Genomic DNA, 22654 nt, shown 5'->3' with positions numbered 1-22654 from the left:
TAATAGAAGCATATAAGATACTAGGCCAGTAATGAGGACTTTGAGCATCCAAAAAATTATAAAATATAGACTTATTCTCAGAATAAACGTACATGTCAATTCTGACTCTAATCACTACTCCTATGAAAACAGTGAAAGTAATTCCTCAGCTTTTCTTTGTGGGCGCGTTGGCCTTCAGCACGGCTTGTAGCAGCACCAACACTGGTAGCACTGCTGCTGGCACTACATCGGGCAGCAGTGGCAACGTTGGTAGCATGGATGCCCGTACAGGCACTGACATGAACCCTACCCCTGCGCCTGATGCCAATTCGGGTACGCCCGGCACCAGCAGCACGGCCGCTATCAGCGGATCTGGTGGCGCTAACAGCACGGCAGGCACTGGCGGAGCCGCCGATATGACTGCCTTCATGGCCACCTTTTCCACCATGCAGGACCCTGTGTTCCTAATGACCGCCGCCAGCAGCAATCTGCTAGAAATTCAGATGGGCCAGCTGGCTACCCAAAAATCATCGAATGCCGACGTGAAACGGTTTGGCCAGATGATGGTAGATCACCACACCAAGGCTACCCAAGAGCTGAAGACCGTTGCTACGCCGCTGGGCGTAACGCTACCCCAGACCATGATGCCAGTGCACCAGGCCATGGCTGACAAGCTGATGGCGAAATCCGGCAAGGCCTTCGATGAGGACTACATGGATGCCATGGAAACGGCGCACAAAATGGACATTGCTATGTTCGAGGTGAAAAGCAACGCTGCCGAAACGCCTACCGTGAAAGCTTTCGCCACGAAAACATTGCCGATGCTCCGCTCGCACGAGAAAATGGCCGATGAAATCGAAAAGAAGGTCGACTAACTCAGGTTGGACACGTCTAGTTTATAGCAGGGGTACGCTGGCATGTCTGGCGTGCCCCTGTTATATAACAGGCTGGTACGCTGAGTCTCCCTTAAACCTTTGGCTCTGTACTTTTCACTTGAAGGTAAGATTTGGTATTTCAAATCAAAGCTTTACCTTTGCACTCCCCAATTGAACTGAATTCGAGCAGAAGACCATTTTCATACCCCATGGCAAATCATAAGTCGGCCCTCAAGCGCATCCGTTCCAACGAAGCTAAGCGCGTGCTGAACCGTTACCAGGCTAAATCTACCCGCACGGCTATCAAGAAGCTGCGTGGCACCACCGACGCTACGGCTGCTCAGGAGCTGCTGAAGAAAGTATCGTCGATGCTGGACCGTCTGGCTAAGAAGAACATCATTCACAAGAACAAAGCTGCTAACAACAAGTCGAGGCTGGCTAAGTTCGTGAAGTCGCTGGCTGCCTAAGCAGTAAACCGGCGCTCTGCTCTATATAGGTAAGGCCCTGTGCGCAAGCATAGGGCCTTACTGCATTCAGTGCCAAATCAAAGTTTTAGAGGCTTTACTACTTGTGAAGAATAACAGCCGCTTTACTCCTCAGTCTCTACCCTCTGAACTTGGTTAAACCTATAGCTTAGGTGCTTACGAGTACTTCAGAAGTGAATGAGTTTTCTGAGAGCATAACAGCAGGCCTTGCAAAATGAGCACTAAAAAGCCCGCGCCACAGAACTAGCGCGGGCTTTTTGGATAGGCGTAAACTGTTTATGCTACGCTCACTTTTACCATGTTGGTTTTGCCTTTCTCGTTGATCGGCATAGAAGCGGTGTTGATGAACACATCACCTTTTTGCAGGTGGCCCGTGGTCGTCAGAGCATATTTGATGTCTGATACAGTGCTGTCGGTGCTCACCATACGGTCGTAGTAGAAGCCGCGTACCCCCCAGATCAGGCTTAGGGTAGTCAGGAGGCTCCGGTTATCCGTGAAGATAAAGATGTTAGCCTTCGGGCGGTATTTGGCAATCTGGAAGGCCGTGTAGCCGCGGTGAGTCATACCAGTAATGGCTTTGGCTCCGGTGTTTTTAGCCAAGTGGCAAGCCGCTGACAGCACGCTGTCTACCATAAACGTAGGCGAATCGGGCGTGATAGGGTGCCAGTGGTTATAGAGGCTAGGCATACGGGTTTCCACGCTGGTAATGGTGCCCACCATGGAGCGGATAACTTCAGCGGGGTAAGCACCCACAGCGGTTTCAGCGGACAACATCACGGCATCGGCCCCGTCGATAACAGCATTGGCTACGTCGCTGGTTTCGGCACGGGTAGGGCGGGGGGCCGTAATCATGCTTTCCATCATCTGGGTAGCTACAATTACGGGTTTGCCGGCCTTATTGCACTTCTCCACAATCATCTTCTGAGCCATTGGCACCTCTTCCATCTTCACCTCCACGCCCAGGTCGCCACGGGCTACCATTACGGCGTCGGTCAAGGCAATAATTTCGTCGAGGTTGCGCAGGCCTTCTGGTGTTTCGATTTTGGCGATAACGCGGGCCGATTTGCCACTCTCGGCAATCAGGCTCTTGATGAAGCGAATGTCCTCGGCCCGACGGGCAAAAGAAAGGGCAATCCAGTCAACTTCATTTTCCAAGCCGAATTTCAGGTCCTCAATGTCCTTATCCGTCATGGAAGGCGCCGATACTTCCGAGTCGGGTAGGTTAATGCCTTTGCGGGGCTTCACGAGGCCACCGTAGATTACCTCAACATCTACTTCCTTGTCGCGGTCGGTAGCCAGTACGCGCAACTCAATTTTGCCGTCGTCAATCAGAATCATGTCGCCGGCTTTTACGTCGCGGGCCAGACCCAGGTAAATCGTGCTCAGGCGGGTAGCCGTGCTAATTTCCTTCTCGCCGCACACCAACTTTATCTTATCACCGGCCTTAATTTCTACCCCGCCGCCTTCTACTTCTCCCAACCGGATTTTGGGACCCTGCAAATCCTGCAACAAGCCCACGTTCATGCGCATATCCTTGTTGAGGCGGCGCACCGTGTTGATAACCGAGAGGTGGTCTTCGTGGCTACCGTGCGAGAAGTTCAGGCGAAACACGTCTACGCCTTCCCGCATTAGCATGCCCAGCTTCTCGTAGGTGTTGGAGGCGGGACCAACGGTGGCAATAATCTTGGTTTTATTGAAATGCGGTCGAGATTCCATGAGTATGTTTTAGGTTCTGAAATGCGTGATAGATGGTCAAACAGCCGTCATCCTGAATAAGGCAACAGCCTAGCAGACAGCGGGCCCTCTGATGCTAGGGCATCAGGATCTGTACTAGCAAGGTTCTGTGCCCAACTCAGGATGACGGCTGTTTACTTCTCAAAAGAGCAGATTTTCTTTGAATTTAAGGTCATTTGGGTCGAATTGACTGACCAATTGCACCTCCGGCAGCGCCGTCAGCTGCGCCAGTAACTCCTCGGCGGCCAGCAGGCCCGTGCCATTGCTTATCTGCAATAGGTAGTCGTACTCTTTAATGTCGGGAGCGAGGTAGGGCTTTTTTAGGGGCGATGGATCAACGGACCGATTGCGCAACAGCCGCAGCGTGAAGTGCTCCGTTGCATACAGGTAGTTGCTGATTACGAGGCGGCCCTTATTGAACAGGTCATAAATCAGGTCCTGCTGCTTAACTAAGCGGAGTTTTAGGGCTCGGTTCAGAATCCAGGCCAGGGTATGCTCCCGCGTTGATGACACCAGCCCAAACAGGTCAAACTCACAGTCGTACTCTACATCGAGTGTAAGGGTTTTCATGGGCAGCGTCAAAGGAAAGGAAACGCAAAAATAGGCACCACAGTACCCTCACGGAACTCGACGGGTCATAATCTTGTGCCAGGAAGATTAGGGGAGGAAGTTTGACAATGTTAGCGAAGATGGTGTTATTTGTGCCGAGTTTTCCTTAAACCCCCACGGAAATGTCTGAAATTGCAGAAAAAGTAAAGGCCATCATCATTGATAAACTTGGCGTAGAAGCTTCGGAAGTTACTCCGGAGGCTAGCTTCACGAACGATCTGGGCGCTGACTCGCTGGATACTGTTGAACTCATCATGGAGTTCGAAAAAGAATTCAACGTGTCTATCCCGGACGATCAAGCCGAGAATATCGGTACCGTGGGTCAGGCTATCAGCTACCTCGAAGAGCACGCTAAATAGTAATAGGTACTTGGTAGTAAGTAGTTGGACTTGGCAAGGCCTTGTGTAGGCGTACTTACTACCAACTACTCATTACCTACCCCCTACAAGTGCTTACCGGCCGGCCTGCCGCCGGCCGTTTTGCTTTTTTACTGATTCCTTTCTTTCGCTTCTCTGAGCCAGCCTATGTCTCTTCGGAGAGTTGTCGTGACCGGCCTGGGTGCTATTACCCCGCTGGGCAACACCGCCCCTACCTACTGGGAAGGACTGCAAGCCGGTGTGAGTGGGGCCGCCCCCATCACCCGATTCGATGCCAGCAAGTTCAAGACCCGCTTCGCCTGCGAAGTGAAGAACTATAACCCGGATAAATACTTCCCTACCAAGGAGGGCCGGAAGATGGACATCTTCACCCAGTTTGCCCTTATTGCTGCCGATGAGGCCATCAAGGACGCCAAACTGGATGAGGAAGGCATTGACAAAGACCGCGTAGGCGTTATCTGGGGCTCCGGTATCGGAGGACTTACCTCGCTGCAAGCCGAGTGCATTGCCTTCGCTAACGGCGACGGCACACCTCGCTTCAATCCTTTCTTTATTCCGAAGATGATTGCCGACAGCGCGTCGGGCAACATTTCCATTCGCCACAAGTTTCGGGGGCCCAACTTCGTCACTACCTCGGCTTGTGCGTCTTCTTCTGACTCCATCATTTCCGCCTTCAACTACATCCGCCTGAACATGGCCGATGTGGTAGTGACCGGTGGCTCGGAGGCGGCTATCACCGAATCGGGGGTAGGCGGCTTCAACGCCCTCAAGGCCATGAGCGAGCGGAACGATGAGCCGGAGCTGGCTTCGCGCCCCTACGATAAGGAACGCGACGGCTTTGTACTCGGGGAAGGTGCCGCTTCGCTGGTGCTGGAAGAGTATGAGCACGCCAAAGCCCGTGGCGCTAAAATATACGCCGAGTTGATTGGTGGTGGCATGTCGGCGGATGCGTACCACATTACGGCTCCGGACCCGGAAGGCAACGGCGTAGTGCTGGTAATGCAGAACGCCCTGCGCGACGCTGGCATTTCACCGGCTGAAGTGGACTACATCAACACCCACGGTACCAGCACTCCGCTGGGCGACGGGGCCGAGGTGAAAGCCATTCAGAAGGTATTCGGCGAAAATGCCTACAACCTGAACATCAGCTCTACCAAGAGCATGACGGGTCACCTGCTGGGTGGTGCTGGCGCTATTGAAGCAGTAGCCTGTATTTTGGCCATGCAGCACAACATCGTGCCGCCTACCATCAACCACTTCACCGACGACCCGGAGCTGGATCCTAAACTGAACTTCACGTTCAATAAGGCCCAGGCCCGCGAGGTAAACGTGGCTATGAGCAACACCTTCGGATTTGGCGGCCACAATACGTCGGTCATCTTCCGTAAACTCCGCGACTAATGCCTAGGCCCGGTCAGCCCCTGCCGTTGTTTGGCTTTTTCCGCCGACTGCTGGGTCGTGACCGGGCCTTTCGGCAGGCCATTGCCACGCTTACCGGTCACACGCCCGATAATGTGCGGCTGTACCAGCTGGCCTTTACGCACTCCTCGGTGGTGCGGCTACAGGGCGAGCAGGCCCGCCACCAAAGCAATGAGCGGCTGGAATTCCTAGGCGATGCTGTGCTGGGCACAGTAGTAGCCGAGTACCTGTTTCGTAAATTTCCTTACGAGCAAGAAGGCTTCCTAACAGAGATGCGCAGCCGCATCGTAAACCGGGAGAGCCTCAACGGCATTGCGCTCAAAATTGGGCTTGACAAGCTGGTGCAGCTGGACGCCGGTCAGGGTCGGGCCGCTCGTTCCCGTTCTGTCAATGGCAACGCCTTAGAAGCGCTGGTAGGAGCCGTGTACCTTGACCAAGGCTACAAAACCGCCCGTAAGTTTGTGCTCGGCCGCCTGATTAAGCCCTACGTGGATGTGAAGGCCATGACCCAGACGACCACCAACTTTAAGAGCAAACTCATTGAGTGGGCCCAGCGCCAGGGGAAAAACCTGCGCTACGACCTGACCGGTGAAGCCCGGCCTGGCGGCGTAATGGAGTTTTCGGCTACCGTGCTGCTGGATGAAAACCCAGTGGCTACCGGCATGGGACTTAGTAAAAAGCAGGCCGAGCAACTGGCCGCCGAACGAGCTTTAGAAGTATTGGGGGTGTAGGAACACTATACACTTTGGGAAAACACCGCGTCCTCTGCCACTAGAATCGTAACAACGATCTTAGCTGGCAGAGGACGCGGTGTTTTCTCAGAGGGCAACCTGAACCGGAGAAAAGGAGTTGATTTGTAAAACGAACTTTCTGACCTATGCGAATAGCCGGCGCCGCCCTCAACCAGGTACCTATTGACTGGACCCATAACCTGCGGACCATCCGCGAAGCCATTGAGCAGGCCAAAGCGGCCGGAGTAGAGCTACTTTGCCTGCCCGAACTCTGCCTAACAGGCTATGGCTGCGAAGACTTGTTTCTGAGTGACTGGATGCCGGAATCGGCGCTGGCGCATTTGCAGCAGATCCGGCCCTGGACCGAAGGTATTTGCGTGGCAGTAGGCCTGCCAGTGCGCCTGAATAATAGTACCTACAATACGGCCGCTGTGCTCCGCGACGGACAGATTCTGGGTTTTGCGGCTAAGCAGTTTATGGCCTACGATGGCGTGCACTATGAGCCTCGCTTTTTTACGCCCTGGCCTGCTGGCAAAACAACTACCGTGCAGTGGGAAGGGGAGGAGTGGCCTCTGGGCGACATGATCTTCGAGCACAAAGGCGTTAAGTTCGGGTTTGAAATCTGTGAAGACGCTTGGCGGCCAGACCACCTGCGGCCGGCCGCTCGGCTTACGGGACGGGTAGATCTGATTGTGAATCCCTCGGCCAGCCATTTTGCCATGAGCAAGACGGACCTGCGCTACAAGCTGGTATTGAATGCCTCGCGCAATTTTAACTGCACCTACCTCTACGCCAACTTGCTGGGCAATGAAGCTGGCCGCATCATCTACGACGGCGAGATTCTAGTGGCTCGTAATGGCCATTTGCTGATGCGTAACCAGCTGATGAGTTTCAAGGAGGTAGACATGGAGTGCGTGGACGTGGACTTTACCACCGAGCAGGTCCGGGCCGACGAGATTCAGCCCCTGCCTACCCCCGATGAGTACCGCGAACTAAACCAAGCCCTGAGCCTGGGCCTGTTCGACTACATGCGCAAGGCCCGGAGCCGGGGCTTTGTGCTAAGCCTGTCGGGCGGTGCCGACTCAGTGATGTGTGCTGTGGCCGTGGCAGAGTTAGTGCGGTTAGGTACGGCGGAAATAGGTACTGCCGAATTCATGCGCCGTGCGGGCTGCTTCACTGCTGAGGAAATTGAGCGACTGGCCGGCCCGGCCGCGCCTACCCCAGACCAGAACATGCAAGGCCCCAAAGATGCCTCCCATACCCAGCCAAGTCAGCAGCAAGCCGACATTAATAAGGAGCTTACGCGCCGCCTGCTAACCTGCGCTTACCAAGGCACCGTAAACTCTTCCGACGATACTTTTAACTCCGCCAAAGAGCTGGCCGATTCCATTGGGGCTGTGTTTTATAACTGGACCATTGACGAGGAAGTAACCGGCTACGTAGGCAAAATTGAACACGCTCTGAACCGGGAGCTAAGCTGGAAAACCGACGACCTTGCCCTGCAGAACATTCAGGCCCGGGTGCGTGCCCCTAGCATCTGGCTGCTGGCAAACGTGCAGAATTGCCTGCTCATGACTACTTCTAACCGCTCGGAGGCCAGTGTGGGCTACTGCACCATGGACGGCGACACGGCCGGCTCCATTTCGCCAATTGGCGGCGTTGATAAGGCTTTTGTGAAAGAGTGGCTGCGCTGGGCTGAAACGGAACTGAACTACCCCGCCCTGCGACATGTAAATAACCTGCAGCCTACGGCCGAGCTGCGCCCTCTGGAAGACAAGCAAACTGACGAGCGGGACCTGATGCCCTACCCCCTGCTTAACCGTATAGAGCGCCTGGCCTTCTATAACCGCCTGAGTCCGCAACAGGTGCTGGCAACGCTGGCGGAAGAGCAGCCTGATATGGATGCTGAGCAGCTTAAAACCTATGTCAAGCGCTTCTATAGCCTCTGGAGCCGCAACCAGTGGAAGCGCGAGCGGTTCGCGCCGGCCTTCCACCTCGACGACTACAACGTGGACCCGCGTTCCTGGCTGCGCTTCCCTATTCTGAGTGGTGGCTTTACCGAGGAGCTAAATAAGCTGTAGCTGTTTTAGTGGGTAGGGCTTCCGCTTCAGAGGAGGGGGTAGTACAAGCGTTTTGTAGTATACTGTTCTGTGATTAAGTGCTTTATAAAAAGATGGAAGGATAGGCGCAAGTATTCCGTATTAATCGGGCCTAAGTAGATATCACCTCAGTAGTCGCGGGAAAGATCGGACGCTGAGTAGGTGTCGTTTCTATCTTTTAGTTCTTCTTTCACTTGTGTGTACCCTCCCGCTGTCTGCTGCCTCCGGCTTCCTAGCTCATGCGCATGTCTGCACTTCCTCTGTTGAGGCCGAGTTGATAGCACAACTGCAACAGGGAAGCGAGGATGCATTTCGCGCACTGGTGGAACGATACCAAAATCGTATTTACCGCACGGTATTGGCTCTGCTACGCTCGCCGGAGGATGCCGAGGACGTGGCGCAGGAAGTATTTGTGGAAGTTTACCAAACCATAGGCAGGTTTCGAGGCGAGGCTGCTCTAAGCACTTGGCTATATCGGTTGGCTACTTCGCGGGCTCTGAAACACCAGCAGCGGGCTCGGGCTCAGAAACGCTTTGCCTATTTCACTAGTCTGCTAGGCTTTAGCAACCAAGTGCTGCACGAGCCGCCTGATCATGCGCACCCGCAGGCGCAGTTGGAAGGGCAGCAGCAAGTAGAGCTTTTACTCGCGCATATTGCCCGTTTACCTGGTCAGCAACAGGTAGCCTTCACGTTGCGCTACGAGCAGGAATTAAGCTATGAGGAAATAGCAGCGGTTCTCAAGACTACTGTGCCAGCCGTCGAATCGTTGCTGTTTCGCGCCCGCAAAACCCTTCGAAATCATCTTTTGCTTCCTCCGCATCATGCCTGATTCCCCTACTCGCCCTACTGCCGACGAAGAATGGAACAACCTGCTGCATCAGTGGCGCACTCAGCAAGGCGCCCAACCCCAGCCCATGTTCTATAATAGGGTTCGCGCCCGAATCATCAGTGAAGCATCAGAAGGGTTTCAACTGTTACCCGTTTGGCTGCGCTGGCCTAGCTATGCCGCCATGCTGGGTATTATGCTGATGCTCAGCGGAGACGGGGCTGTTGGGCGCTCGATTGATTCTGCTAATCAATGCCGCATCTGCATTGATAGTAAATAAGCAGAGTGCTTGTCTGCAGCTAGGTCACCTACTAAAATCTGCGCTTACCTTGATGTAACACAATAGGCGCAACAACATCTGTTTCCGTACTTTCGGCTCCTAATCCTTTTCTTTCTGCTTATGAGTTTTCTGAGCGCCATTTTGTGGAGCCCCAACCCCATCCTCGCGGAAATTGGGCCGCTAACCCTGCGCTGGTACGGCCTATTGTTCATGTCGGGCTTTGTGGTGGGTACGTTCATCTTGTCCCATATCTACCGCTCGGAGAAGGTGTCGCCGCGCTGGGTTGATGTCATTACCATTTACATGCTGCTGGGCACGGTGCTGGGCGCCCGCCTTGGCCACGTATTCTTCTACGACTGGGACCAGTACAAAGACAACTTGCTGGATATCTTCAAAATCTGGCAGGGTGGGCTCGCCTCGCACGGCGCTACTATCGGTATCATCTTCGCCGTGTGGCTGTTCAGCCGGAACAACAAATTTGATTGGCTCTGGACGCTTGACCGGATTGTGCTGGTAGTAGCCGTGGGTGGCGCCCTGATTCGGCTGGGCAACCTGATGAATTCGGAAATTGTGGGCCGCCCCACCGAGGTGCCCTGGGCCTTCGTGTTTCCGCGCGACGTAGAGCACCTGCAGCAGCCGCGCCCCGATCAACCTGTGCCGGCCGGCTCAGTAGCGGTGCAGCGTCTGCGCGAGGCCGATGGCACCATTAAAGTAGAAACTCAACCTATAACGGGGGCAGTAGCTGCGAATACGGAAGTGGCCGTGCCCCGTCATCCTACCCAGATTTACGAATCGTTGTTCTGCGTTTTCCTGTTTGCGCTGCTGTATAGCATGTGGAACCGCACCAAGGAGCGTACGCCGCGTGGGAAGCTATTTGGTCTGTTTGTGGTACTGCTGTTTTCTTTCCGCTTCTTAGTTGAGTTCCTCAAGGAAGACCAGGTAGCGTTTGAACAGAATATGAGCCTGAATATGGGCCAGTGGCTTAGCGTCCCATTGATTTTTATTGGGTTATGGGTGGTGTGGCGCGCCGGCAAAGACCCGCAGAACCCTTACGGGTACGCCCCCCGCGACCTGGAAGAGCAGGCTGCTCAGGAAGCGGCTGCCAGTCGCAAATAAGAAGCTGTTATTCCAATAGGTGTACCACAAAAAGGCCCCGCTCTCAGCTGAGAGCGGGGCCTTTTTGTGGCGGAATACGCGCGGCGGCTAGTAGCGGCGGTTGGTGGCGTTTAGGTCTTCGAAAGCGGTTTTCAAGCGCGCAATGAAGGTTTCTTCACCTTTGCGCAGCCACACGCGCGGGTCGTAGTACTTCTTGTTGGGCGAGTCCTCGCCGGTAGGGTTGCCAATCTGGCTTTGCAGGAACCCTTCGTTTTTCTGGTAGTAGCCCCGGATACCATCCCAGAACGCCCACTGCAGGTCAGTGTCGATGTTCATCTTGATAGCACCGTAGCCGATGGCTTCGCGGATTTCCTCCTGCGACGAGCCTGAGCCTCCGTGGAATACGAAGTTGATAGGACGCTCAGCCTCCAGACCGAACTTTTCCTTCACGAAATCCTGCGAGTTTTTCAGGATAACGGGCTGCAGCTTTACGTTGCCGGGTTTGTATACGCCGTGCACGTTGCCGAACGCGGCGGCAATAGTGAAGCGCGGGCTGATTTTGCTTAGCTCCTCATAGGCATAAGCTACCTCGGAAGGCTGGGTGTAAAGCTTGCTGGAATCAACGTCGGAGTTGTCTACGCCATCTTCTTCGCCGCCAGTTACGCCCAGCTCAATTTCCAGCGTCATGCCCATTTTAGACATGCGCTTCAGGTACTCCTTGCAGATTTCGATGTTCTCCTCAATCGGCTCTTCCGAAAGGTCCAGCATATGCGAACTGAACAGGGGCTGGCCGTACTGAGCGAAGTGCTTTTCACCGGCTTCCAGCAAGCCATCAATCCAGGGCAGGAGCTTCTTGGCGGCGTGGTCAGTGTGCAGAATTACAGGTACGCCGTAGGCCTCAGCCATCAGGTGTACGTGCTGGGCACCCGAAATGCCACCGGCAATGCTGGCTTGCTGCTTGTCGTTGGGCAGGCCCTTGCCAGCATAGAACTGGGCACCACCGTTCGAGAACTGAATAATTACCGGCGAGTTCAGGTCGCGGGCGGCTTCCAGCACGGCATTCACCGTGTCGGTGCCCGTGACGTTGACGGCGGGCAGAGCGTAGCCATTCGCTTTGGCGTGTTCGAAGAGCTGCTGCACTTCGTCGCCGTGCAGCACGCCGGCGCGCAGGCCGGTGAGGGTGGTTTGTTCAGCCATTTGCTGGGTAGTGATGACGTGGTCGGGGAAAGGCCGCGCCTGGTTTCGAAATCTTAGGCCAAACTTAAGGAAAAGAAAAAGGCCTATCCATAGCATAACACCTGGCGAGGCAAAACCTCCCTCTGTGTACCGCCATGAATAAGCCTTCGTCGTACAGAATTCGGGCCTAGAAACTGTATTTATAGAGGGCGCCCTGCTCGGAGCTGATGTAGAGGGTAGCGTTGTCGGTGAAAACCGCGCCCTCGGTTTGGCCAGCACCTTTCAAGGAAATCTGCTGCGGGGTGGCCTTCAGGGCTTCCTCAAAGCTGCCGCCTTCCAGTACAAACATTTCCTGCCGGGCCAGCAGCACCAGCCGGCGCCCGTCGGGGCTGAGGGCCGCATCAGTCACCTGCCCGGGAATAGCGAGCTTGGTAATGAGGCGGGCCGTGTAAGAACCAGGCTGATCCGGCACGGCGTACACTTTGCTGGTCTGGCCCTGGCCCCGGTCTTTGGTGAACAGATACACATTGCCGCCGTTCCAGAGGGTAGCCTCACAGTCGAAGTTCTGGTCCTGCTTGGCCGGTGGGAAATCCTGCTGATCGGGATATTTGAGCTTGATTTCCTGGACCTGCTTGACATTGCTCGGGTTGAGGCGGTAAATGACTAAGTCGCGGCGGTTATTGTTATTGTTGCCTACGTCGCCGATGTAGAGGTTACCCTGGGTATCGCGGGTAATGCTTTCCCAGTCGTCGCCCTGCACAGGTACTTCTAATTCGGCCAGCGTGCGGCCGGTAGCATCTACTTTAAACAGAATCGGGCGCGCTCCTTCGTCGCCGTGAGTGTAGAAGCTGCCGGTTTCGCCGGTAAGGGCCAAGCCAGAGCTTTCCGGAACGCCGTTCATCTTGCCTACCTGCGTCAGGTTAGAAATGTCGGCTATGCCTTTGCCCTTCTTGCCTTTTTTCTTGCCCGATTTTTCTGATTTCTCCTGCTTCTGACCGTCGCTGGCTTCCTGGGTTTGAGCTTCGGAACAGCCGCTGAACAACAAACCCGCCAGCACGGCGGTAAGGAAGACAATGCGCATAGAGGTAGCGTGGAAGTGAAAAAAAAGCTGCCGCAGCCAATGGCCGCCGCAGCAATAACACCCCCTTATACGCAGTAGAAGCTGATGAGTGGTGAAATTGTGCGGTAGTGAGTTGGTGAATTAGTGGTTCTATCCGTCCTGTAGCGCGGTAAAATCAGCTTACTGGTAGTAGGCCCTACCCCCCTAAACGGTTCAAAGCCCTGGCGGGGACCCTTCAATGCTGAGCGGCGTCCCACTGGGGCTTTCAAGAGTCATATGCCCGTTTGTTTCTCTAGTATGCTGCCCCAAACGGATTGAAGAAGTAAGAAGGGGTAGGGGCTACCGATATACCGTGCCGATAGACATAATCAACACATCATTTTACTTCAGGGCACCGGGTCGTAGCCGTGGCCGCCCCAGGGGTGGCAACGGCTGATGCGGCGCAGGGCCAGCTTGCCGCCACGCCAGGGGCCGTATTTGGTAACGGCCTCTACGGCATAGGCCGAGCAAGTAGGGGTATAGCGGCAACTGGCTGGCGTGAGCGGCGAAATCAGGTGGCGGTACACCCATAGCAGGCCCAGCAGCAACTGGCGAAACAGGTAGGACATGGTAAGGGCAAATGTCGGAGAAATTCAGCCGGGCTTTGCGGGCGGCGTGGGCGTTCCGGCGTGGAAGCCAATACCAGAACAGCCAGATTTGTACCTTCGTGCATTGATTTTATTTCTTAAAACCACCCACGTATGCGTACTACCCACTGGGCCAAAGCCCTGCTGCTGACGCTGCTGCTACCCCTCGCGGCCCATGCCGATGAGGGCATGTGGCTGCCGCTCTTCGTAAAGCGGCTTAACCACGCCGACATGCAGAAAAAAGGCCTGAAGCTGACGGCCGAGGAAATCTATGACATTAATAATGCTTCCCTGAAGGATGCCGTGGTGCAGCTGGGCGGCTTCTGCACTGGCGAGTTTGTGAGCAGCCAGGGCTTGCTGCTGACCAACCACCACTGTGGCTACGACGCCATTCAGAGCCATAGCACCCCGCAGAACAACATTCTGCAAAACGGCTTCTATGCTGCTTCGCGGGCTGAAGAAAAGCAGAACCCAGGCTTGTTTGTGGATATTCTGGTGCGCATGGAAGACGTAACCAGCAAAGTGCTGGACGGTATTTCAGCCACTACCCCCGAGCAGGAGCGCATGGCCACCGTGCAGAAGCGCCAGCGCGAGCTAGCCGACAACGCCAAAGAAAATGGTAAGTACGTGGCCTACGTGCGCGACATGTTTGGCGGCAACGAGTACTACCTCTTTATTTATCAGCGCTTCGGCGACGTGCGTTTGGTAGGCGCCCCGCCGGAAGCCGTGGGCAAGTTTGGTGGCGACACCGACAACTGGATGTGGCCCCGCCACACCGGCGACTTCTCGATGTTCCGGGTATACGCCGATAAGAACAACCAGCCCACCGCTACCCCCCAAGCGGGCAACGTACCCTACGTGCCCAAAAAGCACCTACCCGTAAGCTTGCAAGGCATCAACGAGGGCGACTTTGCTATGGTGTTTGGCTTCCCCGGCCGTACGCAGCGCTTCCTGCCGGCTGCTGGACTCCAACTGACTCTTGATCAGACAAACCCCGCCCGCATCAAGCTGCGCGATACGCGCCTGAAGCTCTGGAAAGAAGATATGGACCAAGACGCCGCGCTCCGCCTGAAATACGCTTCGAAGTACGCCAACATTGCCAACTACTGGAAGTACTTCATTGGGCAGAACGAAGGCATGAAGCGCCTGAAAACGGTGGACCAGAAGAAAGCCGAGGAAGCTGCACTGGACCAGTGGATTCGGGCTGACCAGGCCCGTGTGCAAAAGTACGGCGACGCGCTTAGCACCATCAACGAGGCCTACGCAAAGATGCGTGAGTACAACCTGAGCACCCAGTATGTGAACGAGGCTGCTTTCGGCACTGAAATCGTGACGCAGGCGGCCCGCCTGCAGCCCCTCGCTACGGCCTTGAAATCCGGCGACAAAGCAGCTATTGATAAAGCAGTGGCTGATTTGAAAGAGCCTATGGCAGAGCACTTCAAAGACTATAATGCCTCCACCGACAAAAAGGTGTTTGCGGCCCTGATGGGGCTCTACATGCAGGATGTGCCCAAAGCTCAGCAGCCCGATGTGTTCCAGACGGTACAGAAGCAGTACGGCAGCTCCATGCAGAAGTACGCCGATTATGTGTTCAGCACGTCTTTCCTGACTTCGGAAGCCAAGCTCAATGCCTTCTTGGCTGCCCCCACGCTGGCCAAGCTCGAAGCCGATCCGGCCTACAAAACCTACCAGTCGGTGTATCAGAACTACGTGCAGAATATCGTGCCGAAGCTGCAGGCTGCCCAAGGTGGCTTGGGCCAGGCCAACCGCCAGTACGTAGCGGCGCTGCGCGAAAAAAATAGTCAGAAGGTGTACTCACCCGATGCTAACTCTACCATCCGCCTGAGCTACGGCACCGTACGCCCCTACAAAGGCCGCGACGCAGTAGCCTACGACTACAAAACTACCGGCCAGGGCATTTTGGAGAAGGAGGACGCTACCAACCCCGAGTTTGTAGTGCCCCAGAAGGAGCTGGAGCTGCTGAAAATGAAAGACTACGGCCGCTTTGCCGACAAAGGCGGTAACCTGCCAGTAGCCTTCATCACCGACAACGACATTACCGGCGGCAACTCTGGCTCGCCCGTTATCAACGGCCGCGGTGAGCTGATCGGTCTGGCCTTCGATGGCAACTGGGAAGCCATGACCGGCGACCTTGCCTATGACCCTGAGCTGAAGCGCTGCATCAACGCCGATATCCGCTACGTGCTCTGGTGCATTGAAAAGCTGGGCGGTGCCAGGCATCTTGTTGATGAAATGACCATCGTCAACAACGGCCCGAACCCTGGTGTGGGTCCTGCCGCTTCCGCCTCCAATGTAGATATGAGCGACGTGGAGAAGATGAAGGTTAAAACCGAAAACGGCGGTAAAACCAAAATCAAGCGCAAAAAAGACGCGGCAGCGCTGTAAGCCAGTCTGCTACCTCAGAAAGCCCCGGTGCCATATGGTGCCGGGGCTTTTTTGTATGCTCGCTTCAAGTGGGTTGTAGGATAGAAGAAGCCTACTTATCTTCCAGCTGTCGAGGCTATTACTATTCGATATATGCTTAAATTCTACCTTAGCGCAGCTATTCTTATTGCTGTATTTCAGGAGGCTAGGAGCCAGGGCAACGGGCCCGGTTTGTGGGGTGCGCGGAGTGCCGGGCTTGGTCAGATAGGTGCCGTACTTGAAGATGATGTGTGGGCTGGTGCCAACAATGCCGCGGCCCTGGGCAGCCTTCGAGAACTACAGATTGGGGTGGGAGCCGAAAACCGCTACCTACTTCCTTCCCTGAATACTGTATCGGTAGCGGCGGCTGTGCCGCTGGGCTACCAGGCCCCTGCCGCGCCGGTGGTAGGTGTACCTGCCGATGTAGCTGCCTTTGATGCCCCGCGCTACGGCGTAATAGGCGTTACGGCGCAACGGTTTGGGGGCAAGTTGTACTCGGAGCAGCGGGTAGGAGTGGGCTACGGCTACCGTCTGGGCACAGTGCAGCTTGGTGCCCGAATGGAAATGCTGCAAACCAGCCTGGAAGGGTTAGGCAGCCGGCAGGTGGTAGTAGCTTCCCTGGGCGGACAAGCCGATATCATTCCGCGCAAGCTCACCTTCGGTGCTACCCTCTATAACCTTACCCAGGCCCGATTAGCGCCCTACCAGGACGAGCGGGTGCCGACGGTGCTGCGCGCTGGGCTGGCGTGGCGACCTTCGGGGAAGGTGCTCCTACTGGCCGAAACGGAGAAGGATGTGGAGCAGGACGCCGATTTCAAAGCCGGCCTGGAGTATCAGCCGTTGCCGATGTTGGCGTTGCGGGCGGGGTTGTCTTCGCTAACCAGCCAGCTTACCGGAGGAGCCGGGTTTCGAGCCGGTCAGTTTACGATTGACTACGCCGCTGGCTGGCACGAGGCCCTGGGCCTAAGTCAGCAAGTGAGTGTGGCGTGGCACCGGTCAGCTAAGCAGCCATGAGGTTGCGCTTTGCAGTGGGGGTAGGGGCCGCCTTACTGGCCGCTCTGCCTGCCTGGGCCCAGGAGTATCCGCGCCCCGCCGTCCCCGACCTTGACCGGCTAACCCAAGAGCTGTTTGCCGAAATCCAGAACGACGAGGTGCCTTATGAAGACCTCTACGAAACCTTACTGCAGTACTACCAAACGCCACTAAACCTCAACACCGCCACCCGCGAGGAGTTACGCGGCTTATTGCTGCTGTCGGAAAACCAGATAACCAACCTGCTGGAGCATCGACAGCGCAATGGGGCGCTGCTGAGTTTGTATGAGCTGCAAACGGTAGAGGGCTTTGACCTGCGCACCATCTACCGGGCCGCTCCCTTCGTGGCTGCTGCTACCCTTGACCCCAATGCCAGCCGGGGGCCGCTGTGGCAGCGTATTGCCCATGAGGAAAACAACGCCCTGTTTCTGCGCTACGAGCGGGTACTGCAGGACCGCCCCGGCTACAGCCCGCCCGATACTACCCGGACGGGCGCCCCGGCCACCCGCTACCTCGGCTCGCCTAATAAACTCCTGGTGCGCTACCGTGTCAGTCACAGCAAGGATTTCAGTTTGGGCTTTACCGCCGAAAAGGATGCGGGCGAGCAGTTTCGCTGGGACCCCACTACCCGCCGCTATGGGGCCGACTTCTACTCTGCCCATTTAGTAGTGCAGGAGCGAGGCCGGCTGAAAACCCTGGCTCTCGGCGACTACCAGCTGCAATTCGGGCAAGGACTGCTGCTGTCCTCAGGGCTGTCGGTGGGGAAGGGAGCCGAGACGATTACAACCCTGCGTCGTAGCTCTATTGGAGTGCGGCCCTACTCTTCGGTGCTGGAAAACACGTTTTTTCGGGGTGCCGCCGCAACCATGGCGTTGTCGTCAACGGTGCGGGCTACGGCGTTTGCCTCGCGTAAGCGCATTGATGCTTCCCTGCAGCAAGCCCAGGATTCGCTGGCCGATTTCAATGAGTTTTCCTCGGGGTTGCTCCTGACAGGCTTCCACCGTACTCCCACAGAGTTGGCCAACCGCCGGGCCCTGGGCGAAACAGTGCTGGGCAGCAACGTAAGCTACGGCAGCCGCAGCGGCGACTTGCAGGTGGGGCTCACTGCCGTTGATACCCACTTCGACAAACCTCTGCAGCGCCGCGACGAGCCGTATAATGCCTTCGAACTGCGCGGCCAGCACAACCTAGCGCTGGGAGCGCAATACAGCTACGTGTGGCGCAACCTGTTGCTGTTCGGCGAAACGGCGCGGAGTAGCAGCGGTGGCTTGGGCACTGTGAACGGGTTGCTGGCAAGTTTGGCACCTGCCGTAGATGCAGCCGTACTCTACCGACGCTACGACCGGGACTTTCACACTCTCTATGGCAATGCCCTCAGTGAAAACACCCGCAACATCAACGAAAACGGACTGTACCTGGGCTTGAAAGCACGGCCGGCGCCCCGTTGGGAAATTTCGGCCTACTACGACCGGTTCAGCTTTCCATGGCTGCGCTACCAGGCCGGGGCACCCAGCTCCGGTCACGACTGGCTCATGCGCCTCACTTTCACGCCTACCAAAACCAGCCTGCTCTACGTGCAGCTACGCCAGCGCACCAAGGCCTACGATGCCGATACGTTGCGCCCTGCGCCACTGCCTGTGCCTACCCAGCGCCAGAGTGCGCTTATCTTCTACGATGCCAGCCCTACCCCTGCGCTCAGCCTACGCACCCGCGTGCAAGGCACCCAATACCGCGAAGATGGCGGTCCGGCGCGCCGTGGCTACGTGCTGGCTCAGGACGTAACTGTGCAGCCGAGGCACGGGCTGCGTTTCTCGGGCCGTTATGCGCTTTTCGATACCGACGATTACGACACGCGCCAATACGTGTTTGAGCAGGATGTACTGTATGCTTTTTCGGTGCCGGCCTTATCGGGGCAGGGCACGCGGGCGTACCTGCTGGCTCAGTACGACTTCAACCGTCACCTGACCCTGTGGGTACGCTATGCCACAACCCATTACCGGCATCAGAGTACTATTGGCTCAGGGCTGGAAGAAATTCAGGGAGCCACCCGCTCCGAGGTTAAGGCCCAGTTGCGTTATCGGTTTTAAGAGGGGTAGGGGAGAGCTAACCACCAAAAAAGGCCGTCCTGATATCAGTACGGCCTTTTTTGGTGGTTAAAAGATTAACTACTGCTTCACCAGGCGCACTACCGCCGAGCCATCTGTCATATCCAGGTGCAGTATATACACGCCGGGAGCAAGCGGGTGCAGGCTGAGCGGGTACTGGAAGGAAGCCGCCGACTTAGGCAGCGTCTGGGTGAAAACGCTTCGCCCCAGAGCGTCGGTTACGCGCAAGGTTAGTGGGCCGCGGTGCGCATTTTCAACCTTCACTGTAAATAGGTCGGTGCTGGGGTTCGGATACACTTCAATGCCCGGCAACTGCGCCGCGCTAATTACCCGCGTGATAGTGGAGGTCGTCTGGCACCCTTCGTTTGAGTAAGCCGAAGTCCCGTTGGCATTGATGGCTCGCACCCGGTAGCAGAACGTGCCGTTGGTGCGCACCTGGTCGGTGTATTCCGTCACGTTGGCGCCTACCGTAGCAATGCGGCTAAAGGAGGTGGTATTCAGCTGAGCCCGCTCAATTTCGAAGCCCGTTTCATTGCCCGAGTCATCTGACCAGCTTAGGTTGACGGTAGCAATGTTGTCGGCTACAACCGGGGCCTGTACGCTCAGGTTAGAAGGCGGAGCCGGGGGCTCATTCAGAGTGTACACATCCAGCTTCCAGCCGGTGAGCGTGCCGCCATTGCCAGCCCTGTTATCCCGGATGGTCAGGGTCCAGTTGCCGAATGCCGGATCATTAAGGAGTTCCCCCAAAGCCGTAGCCGGTCGCACAGAACTACCCCCCGAAATGGGGCAAGTCAGCGCCAAGGCATCATCCGCGAAGCTCAAGTTGAGGTTGGCTGTGCCAGGGCAAGCCTGCGTCAATAGCACGGCCCGCCGGCCGGCTGGGTTGGTCAGGGTAATTTCCAGCTCACTGATATCGGGGTGCGTGATGGTCAGGTCCCGAACCCGCACGTCCGATACGCGCTCCGTATTGGTCAGCCGGATGACCGAGGTGATGGTGCTGCCACCCTCCGGGCCAATGGTGCGCGGTACCTGCGTGGCCGTCACGGAGCGCAGGGTCTGCGTGCCCGTCTGGATCTGACGGGTAGCCGAGTACGGGGCCGCCGCACAACTGCTGATGCCGCGCACGCGCAGGTAGTACGTGGTGCTCGGCTGCAGCAGTTGCGGTGTGAAACTGGTGCCCGTAATGCCCGCCTGGCTTACTACTACGTTGGCAAAGGCGGCGTCCGTGGCTATCTGCACTTCATAGGAGGTAGCGTCGGGCACGGCCGTCCAGGTGAGGCGAGGGCGTAAGGTAGCTAGGCGGCTAGCAACCGGTGTAGTGAGGGTAGGGGCCTGCGTGGCGGAAGGCAGTAGCGTCAGGAGCGCATCCAGTACCCGCGTGACGCCGCCGCTGGTGCCCGTTAGCCGGATGGTATAGGTGCCGGCCACAGCCGCTGGGGTAGTAGTAATGGTAACTGTGGTGCTACCCCCGGCTGCTACCGTAGCTGCTCCGTAGCTGACCGCCACGCCGGCTGGTAGCTCACTGGCCGATAACGTTACCGGACCCGTGAAGCCCTGGGTTTGGCCCAGCGTGAGGGGTAGGGTGCCCGTACCGCCTGGGCAGAACGACAACGTGGCGGCCGTGCTGCTCTGCAGGAAGAAGGTTGGCCCGGAGGGAGCCGCCAGAGTCAGGTTCTCGTTCGAAATATCAAAAAACACCCCGTTGCTGGCCTGCACCCGCACCCGCGCTGTAGTGCTGGCGCCCACTGTGGCAGGAACGGTTACATTCTCGAACCCATCGTTGGGCGTGTTGGCAGCCAGCACCGTTGGGTAGGTTTGCCCGCCGTCGGTGGAAAGCAGAATAGTAACATTAGTGGCATTGATGGGCGCCTGGGTGGTGTTGGCTACGTCCCAGAGCACCTGCTGCGGAACCCCCAGCAGCCAGGAGGTAGCGGTGTTGGGGGAGCGCACTACAAATGGTCCGGCTGTAGGCACCACCGTCACCTGCATAGAGTCGTAGTTGATGCCACCACCCCCGGCCCGATTGTCGCGGGCTACCAGCCGAAACGTCAGCCGCCGCCCGTAGGTAGGCAGCCGCTCCCCAACGGTCTGAGTATTATTGATCAGATCAGTAAGGCGTGGAAATGTGCGCGTGGGGCTCGTAGTAGGGGTGAAGGATCGGAAAATGGGTGCATCGCCGCTCGGAGAATTCACCCCCGATACCGGCCCCAAATTGAACTGCTCCCAGGAATACGTGAGGGCGTCGCCGTTGGCATCGGTAGCTGAGCCGGTCAGCACGAAGGGCGTACTGATGGGAATGGCGTAGCTGGCTCCGGCATTTACCGTAGGAGGGGTGTTGCCGGAGGGCGTGTTCACGGAGCAGTTGCCGCGCCCCGTAATATGCTCCACAATCTGGTCGATGCTGTAGGAATGGAAGTACGGGTCGGAGTTGGGCTGCAGATCATCAGCACCGCAAATGCCCGCGTAGCCCATAATGGTAGAACCCGAGCCTGGCTCATAAGCCGCCGACGACACCCGATTGTCGCTACAGAAGCCTGTAGTGCTGTTAAAGGTGTGGTCGGCCCCAAACTGGTGACCCATTTCGTGGGCCACGTAGTCCACGTTGAAGGCATCGTTCTGGGGTGAGCCAGAGCCCGTAACGCCCCGCGCCTTACCCTCGAGGCACACGGCTGGGCTTTGGGCAATGCCACCGCCGCCCGTGCTGAATACGTGCCCAATATCGTAATTAGCGGGCCCTATCAGCGAGTCGGCGGCCGTCTGGTTTTCGTCCAGCATAGCTTCCCCGTCGGTATTGGTGTAGGGGTCTTTGTTAGGGTCCAGGAAAATCAGCTTGTCGTTATTGGGTACCAGCACCATCCGCACTGCCAGCTCTTTCTCATAGATGCCATTGACGCGGTTGATGGAAGCTACCATGCCCGCCAGGGCCCTATCGCGCGTGCCACCAAAAAAAGCAGCGTACTCGCCGGTGCAGGCCAGGGCCAAGCGGTAGGTGCGCAGGGTGGATCCGTTGGCTGCAGCCGCTCGGGCCGCCCGATTGACGGCGGCCGGCACCAACCCCTCCGCCGATGGGGTAGCACACACGAAAGGAAAGGCCGCGCGGTTCATGGCCCGGCGCTCAAACACGAGGTGGGTAGCCGAGCCCCGCACGGCCGGGTCGATAAACACCGTTTTGTTGGCGGCCAGAATAAAGCCATGAAATCCATCGGGGCTGATATCCAGGCGGGCCGTAGCGGTAGGGTCATCGATGCCTTGGGCGGCGTAGGTTTGGATGGCCGGGTAGCGGGCCGCCAGCTCCGGAGCCATTACGGCCGTCTGCACCACCCGAAACCGTTGCGACGTGCCATCTGGCAAGGGCAACGACACCACCGTAGCGGAGCCGGCCGCACTGCTACCCCGAGCAGCGGGAGCATTGCGCAGGGCACCCCGCAACGCATCAAGCTGAAACGTAACAGACCGGAAGTAAGCCAGGGGCTGAGTAGCCTTGCGAGCTGCTGCCGGGAGGGTAGGCGCGTCGGTCCAGAGCACCTGCTGCGCGGTGGCTGCAGTAGTACCAAATGCGCTCAGAATAGCGGCCAGCGTGCCTCTTCTTAGGAAGGGCTTCCACCACCGACGAGGGGTAGGGGTGTTGAGCATAGAACAGGGTAAAAAACCATCGGGCAGCAGGACCCCAGCCCGCTAAATTTAGGCTTTTTACGTTCGCCGGGCCCCGCTCCGGCCGGACA

General features: G+C 56.9%; 18 protein-coding genes. 12 read left to right on the top strand and 6 right to left on the bottom strand.

The features are described 5' to 3' along the window. The first annotated feature begins 122 nt into the window (after window positions 1-122). Window positions 123-854 carry a DUF4142 domain-containing protein gene (locus tag DNI29_RS12490; protein ID WP_162303598.1) on the top strand — a complete coding sequence of 244 codons (732 nt, stop codon included), beginning with the start codon at window positions 123-125 and terminating at the stop codon, window positions 852-854. Window positions 855-1063: 209 nt separating this feature from the next. Beyond that, window positions 1064-1321 (top strand): 30S ribosomal protein S20, encoded by a 258-nt coding sequence (rpsT, locus tag DNI29_RS12485; protein WP_110978448.1) that lies wholly within the window; start codon window positions 1064-1066, stop codon window positions 1319-1321. Between the two features lie 294 nt (window positions 1322-1615). Here rpsT and pyk read toward each other — a convergent pair whose 3' ends face one another. Beyond that, window positions 1616-3055: a pyruvate kinase gene (gene pyk, locus DNI29_RS12480; RefSeq protein ID WP_110978447.1), complete on the bottom strand. Its 1440-nt coding sequence runs from the start codon at window positions 3053-3055 to the stop codon at window positions 1616-1618. Between the two features lie 159 nt (window positions 3056-3214). Further along, complete coding sequence (locus DNI29_RS12475) at window positions 3215-3643, bottom strand: IPExxxVDY family protein (RefSeq protein WP_110978446.1); 429 nt, start codon at window positions 3641-3643, stop codon at window positions 3215-3217. Between the two features lie 161 nt (window positions 3644-3804). Between DNI29_RS12475 and DNI29_RS12470 the strand changes: the two genes are divergently transcribed. The 7 genes from DNI29_RS12470 (at window position 3805) to lgt (ending at window position 10530) form a co-directional block, all read left to right on the top strand. Next, complete coding sequence (locus DNI29_RS12470; protein ID WP_019948606.1) at window positions 3805-4041, top strand: acyl carrier protein; 237 nt, start codon at window positions 3805-3807, stop codon at window positions 4039-4041. Between the two features lie 165 nt (window positions 4042-4206). Further along, window positions 4207-5460 (top strand): beta-ketoacyl-ACP synthase II, encoded by a 1254-nt coding sequence (gene fabF, locus DNI29_RS12465; RefSeq protein ID WP_110978445.1) that lies wholly within the window; start codon window positions 4207-4209, stop codon window positions 5458-5460. Continuing rightward, window positions 5460-6209, top strand: a complete 750-nt coding sequence (gene rnc, locus DNI29_RS12460) for a ribonuclease III (RefSeq protein ID WP_110978444.1) — start codon at window positions 5460-5462, stop codon at window positions 6207-6209. The genes fabF and rnc overlap by 1 nt, the downstream gene beginning before the upstream one ends. Window positions 6210-6355: 146 nt before the next feature. Then, on the top strand, window positions 6356-8290 hold the full coding sequence (gene nadE, locus DNI29_RS12455) for an NAD(+) synthase (protein WP_110978443.1): 1935 nt from the start codon (window positions 6356-6358) through the stop codon (window positions 8288-8290). A 214-nt stretch (window positions 8291-8504) separates the two neighbouring features. Next, a complete protein-coding gene (locus DNI29_RS12450; RefSeq protein ID WP_202910440.1) occupies window positions 8505-9137 on the top strand; it encodes an RNA polymerase sigma factor in 633 nt (210 codons plus the stop codon). Beyond that, on the top strand, window positions 9130-9414 hold the full coding sequence (locus DNI29_RS12445; protein ID WP_110978442.1) for a protein kinase family protein: 285 nt from the start codon (window positions 9130-9132) through the stop codon (window positions 9412-9414). The genes DNI29_RS12450 and DNI29_RS12445 overlap by 8 nt, the downstream gene beginning before the upstream one ends. Window positions 9415-9534: 120 nt before the next feature. Next, window positions 9535-10530, top strand: coding sequence for a prolipoprotein diacylglyceryl transferase (gene lgt, locus DNI29_RS12440; RefSeq protein ID WP_110978441.1), 996 nt, complete (start codon window positions 9535-9537; stop codon window positions 10528-10530). A gap of 87 nt (window positions 10531-10617) precedes the next feature. Here the strand turns inward: lgt and fbaA are convergent, their stop codons facing one another. From fbaA to yidD, 3 genes are all read right to left on the bottom strand, one after another. After that, window positions 10618-11706: a class II fructose-bisphosphate aldolase gene (gene fbaA / locus DNI29_RS12435; RefSeq protein ID WP_110978440.1), complete on the bottom strand. Its 1089-nt coding sequence runs from the start codon at window positions 11704-11706 to the stop codon at window positions 10618-10620. A 166-nt stretch (window positions 11707-11872) separates the two neighbouring features. Next, a complete protein-coding gene (locus tag DNI29_RS12430; protein WP_110978439.1) occupies window positions 11873-12766 on the bottom strand; it encodes an SdiA-regulated/phytase-like domain-containing protein in 894 nt (297 codons plus the stop codon). Between the two features lie 365 nt (window positions 12767-13131). Then, entirely contained in the window at window positions 13132-13353 is a 222-nt protein-coding gene (yidD, locus tag DNI29_RS12425) for a membrane protein insertion efficiency factor YidD (protein WP_110978438.1), read from the bottom strand. Between the two features lie 132 nt (window positions 13354-13485). Between yidD and DNI29_RS12420 the strand changes: the two genes are divergently transcribed. The 3 genes from DNI29_RS12420 to DNI29_RS12410 all read left to right on the top strand — a co-directional run bounded on the left by DNI29_RS12420 (window position 13486) and on the right by DNI29_RS12410 (window position 18914). Continuing rightward, window positions 13486-15777: a S46 family peptidase gene (locus tag DNI29_RS12420; protein ID WP_110978437.1), complete on the top strand. Its 2292-nt coding sequence runs from the start codon at window positions 13486-13488 to the stop codon at window positions 15775-15777. A 132-nt stretch (window positions 15778-15909) separates the two neighbouring features. Then, window positions 15910-16809 (top strand): hypothetical protein, encoded by a 900-nt coding sequence (locus tag DNI29_RS12415; RefSeq protein ID WP_110978436.1) that lies wholly within the window; start codon window positions 15910-15912, stop codon window positions 16807-16809. Next, on the top strand, window positions 16806-18914 hold the full coding sequence (locus DNI29_RS12410) for a helix-hairpin-helix domain-containing protein (protein ID WP_110978435.1): 2109 nt from the start codon (window positions 16806-16808) through the stop codon (window positions 18912-18914). Before DNI29_RS12415 ends, DNI29_RS12410 begins: the two co-directional genes overlap by 4 nt. A 78-nt stretch (window positions 18915-18992) precedes the next feature. Here the strand turns inward: DNI29_RS12410 and DNI29_RS12405 are convergent, their stop codons facing one another. Next, complete coding sequence (locus tag DNI29_RS12405; RefSeq protein ID WP_110978434.1) at window positions 18993-22565, bottom strand: reprolysin-like metallopeptidase; 3573 nt, start codon at window positions 22563-22565, stop codon at window positions 18993-18995. Between the last annotated feature and the right edge of the window lie 89 nt (window positions 22566-22654).

It is taken from the genome of Hymenobacter sediminis (assembly GCF_003231285.1).
Taxonomy (GTDB): domain Bacteria; phylum Bacteroidota; class Bacteroidia; order Cytophagales; family Hymenobacteraceae; genus Hymenobacter; species Hymenobacter sediminis.
This window is presented reverse-complemented; position numbering and strand designations above follow the sequence as displayed.